This window comes from Rhodococcus yananensis (assembly GCF_020515525.1).
GTDB classification, from domain to species: Bacteria; Actinomycetota; Actinomycetes; order Mycobacteriales; family Mycobacteriaceae; genus Rhodococcus; species Rhodococcus yananensis.
The window spans coordinates 19,754-31,409 of the sequence record NZ_JAIYEP010000009.1 but is presented as its reverse complement, the minus strand read 5'-3'; the positions used below and the strand labels follow the sequence as shown (position 1 = coordinate 31,409).

General features: G+C 66.6%; 11 protein-coding genes. 5 read left to right on the top strand and 6 right to left on the bottom strand.

Annotation, left to right across the window (positions count from 1 at the left end; translation table 11 throughout):
• Positions 1 to 202: 202 nt before the first annotated feature.
• The 5 genes from LDQ05_RS03770 to LDQ05_RS03750 form a co-directional block, all read right to left on the bottom strand.
• Positions 203 to 775, bottom strand: coding sequence for a TniQ family protein (locus LDQ05_RS03770; protein ID WP_226435563.1), 573 nt, complete (start codon positions 773 to 775; stop codon positions 203 to 205).
• A 46-nt stretch (positions 776 to 821) separates the two neighbouring features.
• Positions 822 to 1,886: an ATP-binding protein gene (locus LDQ05_RS03765; protein WP_059384188.1), complete on the bottom strand. Its 1,065-nt coding sequence runs from the start codon at positions 1,884 to 1,886 to the stop codon at positions 822 to 824.
• On the bottom strand, positions 1,883 to 3,937 hold the full coding sequence (locus LDQ05_RS03760) for a TnsB C-terminal domain-containing protein (RefSeq protein ID WP_213251206.1): 2,055 nt from the start codon (positions 3,935 to 3,937) through the stop codon (positions 1,883 to 1,885). Before LDQ05_RS03760 ends, LDQ05_RS03765 begins: the two co-directional genes overlap by 4 nt.
• Positions 3,934 to 4,623, bottom strand: coding sequence for a TnsA-like heteromeric transposase endonuclease subunit (locus LDQ05_RS03755; protein WP_226435562.1), 690 nt, complete (start codon positions 4,621 to 4,623; stop codon positions 3,934 to 3,936). The genes LDQ05_RS03760 and LDQ05_RS03755 overlap by 4 nt, the downstream gene beginning before the upstream one ends.
• A gap of 355 nt (positions 4,624 to 4,978) precedes the next feature.
• Positions 4,979 to 6,163, bottom strand: a complete 1,185-nt coding sequence (locus tag LDQ05_RS03750; RefSeq protein WP_226435561.1) for a competence protein CoiA — start codon at positions 6,161 to 6,163, stop codon at positions 4,979 to 4,981.
• 165 nt (positions 6,164 to 6,328) lie between these two features.
• On the opposite strand from LDQ05_RS03750, the gene LDQ05_RS03745 reads away from it, so the two are divergent.
• Together LDQ05_RS03745 and LDQ05_RS03740 are read left to right on the top strand one after the other, a co-directional pair.
• On the top strand, positions 6,329 to 7,129 hold the full coding sequence (locus LDQ05_RS03745) for a hypothetical protein (RefSeq protein WP_226435560.1): 801 nt from the start codon (positions 6,329 to 6,331) through the stop codon (positions 7,127 to 7,129).
• Positions 7,130 to 7,143: 14 nt separating this feature from the next.
• Positions 7,144 to 8,325, top strand: a complete 1,182-nt coding sequence (locus LDQ05_RS03740; RefSeq protein ID WP_226435559.1) for a helix-turn-helix domain-containing protein — start codon at positions 7,144 to 7,146, stop codon at positions 8,323 to 8,325.
• A gap of 32 nt (positions 8,326 to 8,357) precedes the next feature.
• On the opposite strand, the gene LDQ05_RS03735 is transcribed toward LDQ05_RS03740, so the two are convergent.
• The gene (locus tag LDQ05_RS03735) at positions 8,358 to 9,017 is read right to left on the bottom strand and encodes a hypothetical protein (protein ID WP_226435558.1); all 660 of its coding nucleotides are present in this window, start codon (positions 9,015 to 9,017) and stop codon (positions 8,358 to 8,360) included.
• A gap of 332 nt (positions 9,018 to 9,349) precedes the next feature.
• Here LDQ05_RS03735 and LDQ05_RS03730 point away from each other — a divergent pair, with 332 nt between their 5' ends.
• From LDQ05_RS03730 to LDQ05_RS03720, 3 genes are read left to right on the top strand one after another with little or no spacing between them, the layout of a single operon-like run.
• A complete protein-coding gene (locus LDQ05_RS03730; protein WP_372461028.1) occupies positions 9,350 to 10,405 on the top strand; it encodes a tyrosine-type recombinase/integrase in 1,056 nt (351 codons plus the stop codon).
• Positions 10,402 to 11,421, top strand: coding sequence for a hypothetical protein (locus tag LDQ05_RS03725; RefSeq protein ID WP_226435556.1), 1,020 nt, complete (start codon positions 10,402 to 10,404; stop codon positions 11,419 to 11,421). Before LDQ05_RS03730 ends, LDQ05_RS03725 begins: the two co-directional genes overlap by 4 nt.
• Positions 11,418 to 11,585 carry a hypothetical protein gene (locus LDQ05_RS03720; RefSeq protein WP_226435555.1) on the top strand — a complete coding sequence of 56 codons (168 nt, stop codon included), beginning with the start codon at positions 11,418 to 11,420 and terminating at the stop codon, positions 11,583 to 11,585. Before LDQ05_RS03725 ends, LDQ05_RS03720 begins: the two co-directional genes overlap by 4 nt.
• The last annotated feature ends 71 nt before the right edge of the window (positions 11,586 to 11,656 follow it).

Below are 11,656 nucleotides of genomic sequence, written 5' to 3'. Positions count from 1 at the left end.
AGGCCGGTCGCCAGGTCCTCGCACGGGAGAGCCGATCGTGTCGACGAATCGACGGCACAGCTCGTCGAGCACCTCGGTGATGGGCATGTCGGTGGTGCCGTAGCGCAACTGTCGGCTCGGCTGAAGGTCGGCGAGGGCAGCGAACTCGATCAGATTCTGCTGGGCATGACACAGCTTCGCCGGTGCAGCGAGGACAGCAGCGTCACGCAGGTCGTATCGGCAGATACGGTCTCACACGCCCCGGGCGTTGCGGTTCGCGAGCATGGCGCTGCGGGCACTGCCACGGCGGGGCCAGAGCGCTCATCCACGCCGTTCCTGTCCACGGCACCTGACCGCAGCCTTCGCATGTCGACTGCAGATACACCTGGTGGCGTACACAGAGCGGCAGCAGCGGATTGGCCCAGCCTGCATGCCACCACGGATCGGGTTCGGCCAGGCATCGGGCACAGAAACGCGATCCTCCCCGGTCGGGCCGAATGTGGCGGTGGTGCACCAGGTACCGTGCCGCGGCGGCATCGATCGGCCGGCCCCACAGGGCGGCGCGCAGGTCACCGGCAGGGACACCGAGGTGAGCGGCGATCCACCGAGCGTGCAGGCTCAGGTGCTCGAGAACGAGGTGATATCCGGTCGGGCTCCGCGGCACACGGAGCTCGCGCAAAATCTGGATCGGGGTCAGTTGGTAGCGACAGCCGACGCGCATCAGCCAGCCCGGCAGATACTCGGCGGGATGTAGTTGCACGGTGATCGGCCACCGGTCGACTCTTATCGTGGCCATAGTGGTTCCCCAACCACTGAGCCGGCCAGGGCGGGACCAGCCGGTATCAGCCGGTGCGGGCGGCGGATTCGCTGGCATTGTCGACGGTCGCGGTCGTAATCAACTCAGCAGTGACGGCTTCGACGCCGGTGACGATCGCGAGATACGAGATCCGGTCGAGCAGATTCGTCAACGACGCGATCCGCCCCTGGGTGCGGCGGTGCAGCAGCCGAGCATGCTCGCACAGCATCCCGTCATGGCTGCCGGCGAGGGTGAGGTGTTCTTCGGCGGTGCGCAGCAGCGCGAGCCAGCCGCGCATCCCGGTGTCGGTGTCGATGCTGAACGGGGCAACCGGGCAGCGGGTGGCGCGGCGGCTGGTCTGGGCGTAGACGGTGTGCTCGCCGAGCAGGCCTTCGTCGAAGAAGCGTTTGGCGGTCAGATTCACCCCGACGTAAATGAAGGTAGCGGCCATGTCGTTGGCCAAACCCTTGAGATGGTTCGATACCTCCAGGCCGTTGCGGTGCCGGAAGTCGACGAAGTGCAGATCGTCGAGCACGATCAACCGGGTACCGCAGGAGGTGACACAGTCCACCGCCAAGGCCCCGAGTTTCGAGGTGGAGGCACGGTCCACGGCCGGATGGCCGTAGAACCGCAGGATCTGCTGATTGAGGCCTTTGAGGGTGACCCCGGCGCTGAGCGGGATGAACGCCACCGGCCACCGTTGATGCCCCTCCACGGTGAGGGGTCCGTCGCGGCGCAGAACTCGCCGGTGGACGTCGCGGGCATAGCGGGTGGCGATGGTGGTCTTGCCGAGGCCGGGTTCGGCGTCGATGACCACCGAGCCGCGCAGCTTGTCGCCGTCCCGATACGCCGAGGCCATCACCTGATCGCAGATCCCGTAGGCGGCGGCGAGTTGGCTGGTCTTGATCGTCGGCAGGTTCGCGTTCCACACCATCCGGGCTTCGTTGTAGTCCTCGAGCTCCTCCTGCGACAGTCGGGACATCGCGGTGCGGGAGAGGACCTCGAACGGTTCACGCGGTGGGGCGGTGACGAAGGCGTGCCAGCCCTGTTTGCGGGAGAGCTGGTAGCGGACAGTGCCATACGTTGCCAGCCAGGTGGCCCAGGGGTTCATTCGTCGAACACCTCGAACACGTCTTCGTCGGGATGCTCCGCGTAGTACCGGTCGAATACGTCGACGTCGTCGACCACCTCCAACCGTTGAGTTCGACTGGTGGCGAGTTCGTCGAGCAGCTCGGCGACGCCCGGCACGGACGCAGTGTCGCGTTCGTCGTCGATACCGGACTGCTGTCCTTCGGTTTCCGGATGCGGGCGGTGGGCACTGAGTCGGCGGGCCAGGGCGCGGTCGCGGCGTGTCGCGACGTCGTCTCGGCTCCACGCGAGCAGCAGATCCCGTACCGCGGCGGCGGGATCGAAGTGGCGATGCTCGCGCACGGCGATGCGTTTGGCGTAGTCGGCGGCGTCCCTGCTGAACGGCTGGTTCAGGCAAGCGCCGTGCTCCCACACCAACTGATGCCAACGGTGGCTGTCCGGGTCCTGGAACCAGGCGTGCCGGATGTCGTGATTGTCGACGAAGATCGGCCACTTGCCGGCGTGCACACCGCCATACGGCGAACGGGTGGTGCGATACAAGGTGAGCCCGGATCCGTCGTAACGCAGTCCGTCGACCTCGACGCCGTAGTGCTGGATCGTACGCCAACGCACATCGAGGAACTCATACGCCAGATCCGGATTCGCCGGCAACAGCAGACCACCCGATTTGGCGACCCCGATCTCGAACATCTCGCTCGGCGAAAACCCCACCCGCGGCAGTTCCGGCACGCACAGCCCGTCATGTCGGGTGTGGTGATAGACCCGGCCCACCCATTCCCGGATGATCTGCTCGAGTTCGCTGGCGTAGTAGAACGCGGCGTCTTCGACGTCTTTGCCCCGTGAGTACACGTCCGGGCCCTTGTAGGCGGGCAGGTGCTGTAGCAGTGATTCGCGCAGGGTGCGGAAGAAGCGTTCGACGGTGGGTTTGTCGGTGGGCTTGTGCGGGATCGCCGGCTGAACGGTGATACCCAGTCGGGCGCAGACTCCGATCACATGAGAGGACAGGTACTGCTTGCCGTGATCGACGACGATCGCCTCGGGCAGACATGCCGGTAGATCCCCGACGCGTCGCTGGGAGATCCCGTCCGGGGACTCGGTGCCGACGAGCAGGTTTCGCGGCACCCCGTGATACGGCCAGAGTTGATCCGCAGTCGGGTCGGTGTCGCGGGCGGGAGTGATGCACTGGTACAGCACATTCGCCACGTCCTGGGACCGCGTCGATAGCGGTGTCAGGCGCAGTCCGAGGATGCAGCGGGTGAACAGGTCCATCGCCACGGTCAACTCCACCCCAACCCAGCGCATGGTGACCGGTTCCATCGCGAACACATCCAGCGCGGTGGTATCGAGCACCACGTACTCCCCCGGACGGGTCGCGCGCAGTCGGCCGAGGACACCGCGGGGCCGGTCCGCCACCGACCGCCGGCCTTTCGCGCTACCGAACGCGTGCCGCCCCTTCGACAATGTCTTCACCCGCCGGTATGCCGTGCTCAGGGAGGGCAACGGCACCATGCCCGGCCCGAATTCTGCTTCCAGGTCCTTGGCAACGGCATCGATGACCGCGCCGATCGTCGGGGTCGAGACGGTGACGTACCTATCGAGCACCCGCACACATGCTGCGTCCCACCGGTGATCGACACTGGTGGCGTAGCGGCTACGGATCCGACTGTCCGTGAGTCCGGCAACTCCTGCCGCGCGGTATCCGGCGATCCAGCGGTACAGGGTGCGCACAGAGACGTGAAGTTCCGCCGCTCTGGTGGCCAACACCGATTCGAGTTCGGCGCCGGAGGTCGCAACCTCGGTCAGGATGCCGCGGACGTGTTCGGCTCGTGTTTCCAGTTCCTGAATCTGGGTTGCGGTCAGCGAGGAGAGCACTACGGCAGCAGGGTCAGCGGAGGCGGTGTCGTCCGGCGGTGAGATCGCTGTTCCCGGTGCCGCGATCTCGGTGACCGCGACACGCTGCATCCGCTCTCCGGACCGGAGGGTGACATCGTGTCCCTGCAGCGCCACGACTTCCCATGAGCAGCCGTCGAGCCAGACCTTGATTCCTGCACGTAGTTCGACGATGTTGGTCACGGCGTGCTCCTTACACCGGACACCTGCGACTGTCCGGACAGCGGCACCGTCAGGTCCACCGACCACAGACCGGACCACAGCTTCGCCAGCACCGCGATTCGCGAGCCGGGCCTGTTCACCGATGCGGCGAGGTCGTCGAGGGTCATCCCGGGCACTGCGACGCTGTCGAGTGCCCTCATCACCGCGGGGTCGATCCACTCGCTACGACGAGCGCCCCCGAGGATTCGGAGGTTCGCCAGCACTACTGGGTTTGCACCGGTCCACACTTCATACGACCAGCCCCGACTCGAACACAGTCGTTCGGTCCAGGCGAACACCTGCGCAACTGCGTCGCGACGGGCGAACTCGGCGGGTTTGACGTCGACGACCGTGAATCCGCCGTCTGTGCGTTGGAGCAGCAGATCGGGCGCATGCCGACGCATGGTCTTCCCGTCCGGGCCGCACAGCCACATCGGCTGTGCGGCGATCCGCACCACTTCCGGTGCGTAGTCCGCCAGCCACAACCGGTCCAGTTCGAGTCGGCTCTCGTAGAGGACGTGGCCACGGTTGGTGGCCGACCAGAACATCCCGGAATAGTGGCGCTGATGGGGGTGACTGCGGACTTTCCGTACCGGCAGGCCCAGGATCATCCGATAGGGATCTGCCGCAGCGAGGGTCGTCGCGACAGGATCACCTGATTCCTGCACGTACCTGACCTCAACCTCGCTGGTCCGGGGCACTTTTTCAGGGTCCCGCTACTGACACGAATTTGAGAAACCGACACGCCGCTGACAGGCGACTGACATGAAATTGAGAAACTGACACCGAATCCGAGAACCTACACTGAGCTCGCGAGCCAGTATTCGGAAAGCGGACCCAGTCACTCGTGGTTCTGTATGACTGGGCGTCGATAAGTGTAGTTATCGCACCCAACGGCGGAAGTGGCCTGGTTGGGCGGGTTTCGGAACCTTGCGCTTCTCGGCTGGGCTAGCTGCGCTGTGATGCTGCGTGATACGGATGGCGGTACTGATCTGGGTTCGGCTCGGTGGCGTCTACAGGCCATCAGTTCGGCCAGCGATTTCCGAGCATGGTCGCAATCACAGCCCGGCGATTGAACCTGGTGACGGGTGTGACGCTGACCGTGAATTGTGGCTCGGCGGACAGCCCTTCTGGCTGCCGCAGCGAGTCGATGACTTCTTGCGGTGGGATACGGCAGCATTGGTCGTCGGGCGCGACGCACCAGTGGGGGTGGTCGACGGCGGTGCGCGGGCCTCTGCCCCTGGCGATGGTGTCGGGTTCGTCGTGCCTGAACTGCTGCTTCAGGAAGAAGTCACCGCTGGTGGCGTTGCAGTGCGGGCAGATGAATGCCATGTACCGGGAGTCGCTTGTCTGGGTGAAGCGCAGGCCGATACGGGCCGGTGTCCAGCCATTGGCTTTGGCGACCACCTGCGCGGTCTCGACGACTGCGGGATCGGATTCGGGGCGGGAATGCGACCACATTTCGCGATCGGGGACGTGAGACGGAAGGGCAAGCCCGCAGGCGCCGGTTACCCTGCCCCCGAGGACGTTCCACACCACAAACTTCTTGCGGCAGCGGTAGCAATCGGTGAGGTGGAAGGCGAGTTCGGTCTCTGAGGGCTCGCCGTTGGCAAGGTACTCGCGGAATTGGATGCGCCCGGTCAGCAACCGGAGGACTGCGTCGGCGAGGGGCATCGCGGTGCTGCCGACAGTGGTGTGAGCCCGGCCTTCTCTCACGTCCAGGCCGAATATGGGGATGTTCCGGTCGGGCAGAACCAGCCCGGTGGGCTTTCGGGCGAACCAGGCGCAGCGAATTCCTTCGTCCGCGTACCGCTGCTGACGGGCGAGGAACTCTTCCGGCGCCTGTGGGCTCCACTGCACCTCGAACACCACCCGGGCACCGGACTTGGTGACCAGCACGTCGGCGATCCACCCTTCGCCCCGATATTCCGGCTCGGCCTCCCATCCAGCCTCGCGCGCGGCCTGGATGATGATGCTCTTGGCGAGCAGATGCTCGGCGCCTTCTCCCGCACTGCATCCATCGCCCCCGGCATTGTGGGCGAAGTACTGGGTGCCGAGCTGGCTGGTCTTGGCGTGCCCCGCCGACCCGCACGGCAGCTTGAGCCGCCGACGTTTCCGTCTCACGTCCGCTTTGAGCGCGTCCCATTCGTCGACGGTCAGCAGGCTGCTGACCGTGCGCACGCCGTCGACCAGTCCCAGCAGTGGCATACCACCCACCCACCTTTCCGTCTGTCGTGTGCGTACCGGAGTCCTGGTCCGACAACTTCCCGAGCGGTGAGTGGCGGAACACCAGCAATGTGATCGTTTGATGTTGTAAAGTTAAGCAAGGCGGCGCATTGGGCGCTGTTAAGTCAAGAGGGGTGGGGTGCGATCGTGTCAGAGCTTAAGTGTTCGGACTGGTCCAGGAAGCGGTTCGGCGATGTTGCCGAGGAGTTCTTGCAGGCGATTCCGCTGGCGATTCAGGGGGCGCACGAGCAGGCCGTCGCCGCGCACATCGCCAGCGAGCTCAGCACGAACGACGCCTATGGCAACACCCTCAAGGTCGCGCAGTACGAGCAGTTGATCGCGTGCACGGCGCACATTCCCGGTGTCGTGACCCGCAAGCCTGCAGACGTGCGAAGCCGGTTCGAACTGGTTGTTCTCGACGACACCGCGGTGGTGTTGCACCCGTGGCGGTACGCGGCGGACGGATGGAGCCGACGCGAGGACGCCAAGCTACCCAAGCCGCTGTCGGACCTGCGGCGCTCGTTGTTGACGCTCTCACCGCGGGTTGTCGACTCCCAGTTGTCGTTCGACCAGATCGATGCTGACCCCGAAGATCTGGCTGAGGAAGAAGCGGTCCTCGAACAGCTCGCGCAGTTCGGGCAGGTGGTAACGATCGGCTATGCCAGCAGCCCGGCCGGCTTGTTCGATCTGGGTATCGGTGACGCCGAGCTTGTCAACACCGAGACCGGTGCAGTGGTGTGGCATCACTGGGAACCGCTGAGCCTCACTGGGAGTCCGATTCAGCAGCGTCCCGCCGTCGTACCCGTGCCCGCGACGGCAACTGTCAGTGGTGGGCGCAGGTTCGACGACGCCCCGCTGGATGAACCTGTACTTGCCCCTCGCCCCACGGGGTCCCTCGGTACCGAGGGTGGAGAAGCGGAATCGAAGACTGGGAGTGATGGCGTGTGAGTCCCCGTTCGAGGATGCGCGGGCAGCTTTCCCTGCTCGACGACTCGACATCCACATCCGGCGCGGCAGCTGATCGGCAGGATCTGGTGGCGATCGCGGCAGGGTTCGATCCGCACCGATTGACCCAGGCCAGACGGCTTGCAGGTCTCACCAAGAAGGCCGTGTCCGAACAGCTCGGAGTATCTCCCGTCGCGGTGAGCCAGTGGGAGGCCGGCACGAACAGACCTCGACCCGATCACATCGGCCAGCTCGCGGACATCCTCGATGTGGTCCCGGCGTTCTTCGCGACCGGCCGCCCGGCCGCACGGCTGGAGGTGGCATCCGCGCACTTCCGCAGCCTTCGCCGTACCCCGGCGACCCAGCGCGACAAGGCGATCGCATTCACAGAACAAGTGTGGGAGCTGACCCACGCACTGGAGAAGCGGGTACAGCTCCCGGCGATGGACCTTCCCCACCTCGCGTCGGCCGAGGTGTCGGAGCACCCGAGAGGGCCCGAGCGGGCAGCCCAGCTTCTGCGGGAGCAGTGGGACCTGGGCGACGGACCGATCGCACACCTGGTCCGAATCATGGAAACCCACGGCCTCATCGTCACTCTGTCGCCGTTTGCTGGCGCTGCGACCGCGACTGTCGATGCGTTCTCCACCTCTCACCTCGACCGCCCGATCGTCGTCCTGACCCCCGACCGCGCCTACGACGTCTACCGGCACCGCTTCACCGCGGCACACGAACTGGGGCACCTGGTCATGCACGGGGACCGTGTCGCCGGGGACCCGCAGCAGGAAAGGGAGGCAGATCGTTTCGCCGCGGAGTTGCTCACACCTTCCGCCCAGATCACTCCACTCTTGCCGGGCCGGCTCGACCTCAACGCGCTCGCACAACTCGGCAAGGAGTGGGGTGTATCGGTCGACTCCCTGATCTACCGGTGCCGCGAGGTCGGCGCGGTGAGTGATGCAACCTACCGGCGGGCCTACCAGCGGCTTCGGCAGCTACGAAACTTGCAACTGTTCCGGCCCGAGCCTGTCGACGACTATCCCGGTGAGGTCCCGGTTCTCCTCAAGCGCGCCTTCGAACTCGCTGAGGCGAACGGGATGTCCATCACGGATCTCGCTGGTGACCTGTCCTTCAAACTGCCCCGGCTCCGCATGCTCCTCGGGGAGCAGAGCGCTCGCCCCGAACTACGTCTGGTTGACGACTAGACGCGGATAGTCTGAGCGGGCCACCAACCTGGTCACGGCTGTTCGGTAAGGATGGTGCTCACTTCCTCCATTGCCCGGACCCACTGCGCGGTCGCCGTTGACCGCAGTTCGACGAGATCGAGCATGCGCGCGAGGTCGTCGGCGAGGTTGCGGGTGAAGATCGGCTCGTGATGGGCCACACGATTGCGGAGCTTCCGGATTCCCTCGAGGTCGCCGTAGATCCGACTGCGGAGTTGTGGGGCCGTCTTGCCGGCAGCGTTCGGGAACAGCGTGAGGATCTGCTGGTCCCATACGCGCACGTCGTGGCGGGCGGTGAACATGCTCTGCCAGAACGCGAACTTCAGTTCCGCAATCACCTTGCCGGTCGTGTGCTCCCGTTTCCGGGTCTGGAGCAGGTCACGCTGCGGGTTGTAGGCCGGGCCTTTCGGCGCGGGTAGGCTCTGTTCGAAGGTGGTGTTCCACGGCCACCGCGCCCCGTACACGGCCGTGAGTGCATCCGAGACCGCGTTGCGTGTGGCAACTTCAGCGAAGTGCGACGGAAGCATCAGCGCAGCGGCCACACGCGCGTTCCACCCGTACAGCGACATCGCCTTCGCCGTGTCACCTCCAGCAGCAGTGACGTAGGTACTCGATCGTGGAGCGCTCAGCACGACACGGATCGCGGCTTCATCGGTGGGCTTGGCGAATGGCACGCTGGAAACGTACACTCGGTGCCACGAGTCGTGGGACTTGCGGGCTTCGGCCTCCCCCCGCGGACATAGGAATTACGGAAATGGACCCCGCAACGCGGGGTCCATTTTCTTTCGCCAATCAGCATCCGGTGGAGATTCTCCCGATCTGGCTTGTGGGACCCGGACATGGCCGGCCGACCGCGGATGTCGGTGGGCCGTTCTAGCCTGCAGCGGTGATGTGGCGTGACACCGATCGCGGTGCTGGTTCTGGCTCGGCGCCGACAGCGATTGGTGGCGGCTCCTCCGCGCCGGTGGTGTTGGCGGCCGAATCCGCTGTGTTGGTCAGCCGGGCTGTGGGGGTTTCGAAGTCGGAGAACACCCGTCGGGCATACGTGTCGGATTGGCGCCGGTTCGAACGCTGGTGCACCGCCCAGGGCCATCAGGTGTTGCCGGCCGATCCGTTGGTGGTCGCCGCGTATCTCGCCGAGACCGCCGAACTCCGGGACGAGGCCGGCGCTCGGGCCTACGCGCCGGCGACGTTGACGCGGTGGGTCGCGGCGATCGGACACCGCCACCGCGCCGCCGGCTACACGGCGCCGGGGTCGGCGGAGGTCGTCACGGCGACGCTGTCGGGGATCCGCCGCACCTATGCCGCGGCCGGTGACCGGCCCCCGAAGCGTGTGGCCCCGTTGTTGGCTGAGGATGTGGTTGCGATCGTCGCCGCCGCCCGCCAGAGCGCGGCGGGGTGGTCTGGTCAGGTGTACGAACGCCGGGACAGTGCCCTGCTGTTGATGGGGTTCGCAGGCGCGTTCCGGCGCTCGGAGCTGGCCGGATTCCAGATCGGGGACATGACCCGGCACCGGCACGACGGGCTGCATGTGCGGCTGAGGAAGTCGAAGACCGACCAGGACGGCGCCGGCACCATCCGGGCCTTGCCATACACAGACTCGCACCGCTCCTGCCCGCCGTGCGCGTATCTGCGGTGGCTGCAGGTCGTCGCCGCCTTCGACGGCGGTGGCCGGCCCGCGGTGATCCGGCTCCTCCGCTCTGCTCCAGGCGTCGACGGGCACGTGTGCCGGGGCGCCTGGCCCCAGGTGCCGGATCGGCTCGTGCCGGTGTTCCGGTCGGTGCGCCGCAACGGAATCCTCTCGGCCACCGGCCTGTCGGGGGCGGCGATCCACAAACGGATCCGGCAGCGGGCCGCCGCCGCAGGGTATGACCCGGTGCTGGTGGATCAGCTCGGTGGGCATTCGCTGCGGGCCGGGTTCGTCACCCAGGCCTTCCGCAACGGCGCCGACGCGCACGCAATCATGCGGCAGACCGGGCACGCGAGCCCGGTCATGCTCGAGGTCTACGCCCGCGAGCACTCCCCACTGGTCGGCAACGCCGTCACCACCATTGGCCTGTGACCACCACACTGTCGCGGCCGCGCCGCTACCGATACGACTGGTCCCTGTTCCAGGACTGGTGCACCGCTGTCGACCTGCCGTCCCTGCCGGCCGCCCCGTCGACGCTCGCCCTCTTCCTCGCCGAACACCCCGCGACGGCGTCGACACTCCGGGCACGAGTGACAGCGATCAACTGGCACCACGACCACGCCGGACTGTCGGCACCGGGCCGCTCGGACACCCTCCGGGATCTACTCGACGAACGGCGCGCCGACCGCCTCCGGCACGCGGGCGAGCTGATCCGGCAACAGATCCCGCAGCTACCGACCGACGGGTGGCCGCAAGGCCTGTTCGGGCGCCGCGACGCCGCCCTGCTCCTGATCGCCGCTGCCGGGATGCCGCTGCAACAGATCACCCGGCTGCAGCGCAGCCACATCACCTGCGACGGCGACGCGCTGGTCGTCGACACCGGCCGCTACCGGTATCGGCTCGACCCCACCACCGGCGATCCGGAACTGGCGCCGGCGGCCGTGTATCGCAGGTGGGCCCAGGTTCTCGCGTTCACCGACCGCCACCCCAGCACCCGTACCCTCGCCGCACAGCTGCACCGCGGGCGCCTTCCCGACATCACCGCCGACGACCTGTCGCGGGATGGGCGGGATGGGTTGGTGTTCACGCCGATCGACCGATGGGGCTACCTGCCGCTGCCCCCGCAACCGCTGACCGCGGGCTCGATCGCCGCGATCGTTCGCCAGCACCTGACCGGCACCGCGCCCGCCCACACCCTCCCGCCCCGGCGACCAAGGCCAGTTGCAGCCGCCCCCACGCCGCCACCGGAGCGGCCACCGCTGTCGGGTGAGTACTACCACCGCGGTACCGCCGCCCGACGTGACGCCCTCACCGCGCTCGCCGACGTCGGGGACGTTCTCGACGATGTCGAAGCCCGCGCCGACGCCCTGCTCGAGCAGACCCTGGCAATGATCGAGAACTGGCAACTCCCGGAACCGATCTCGACGACCGACAAGGAACAGCGATGACGAAGATGCTGCGATCACGCTGGTTGTGGACGCTGACGGCGATCAGCGCCAGCCCTGGGGTCACCGCCTGGCTACTCGGCGTCAACGCCATCGCATCGATCGCGCTGGCAGGGGTGATGATGGTGTGCGTGGTTGTGGCCGCGGGAATGCTCAGCCCGGACTGATGGCGTGAATCGCTGACTCGATTCGATCCCTGATAGACGGTGGTCGATAGTGTGTGCGCCGCGTGGCAGCG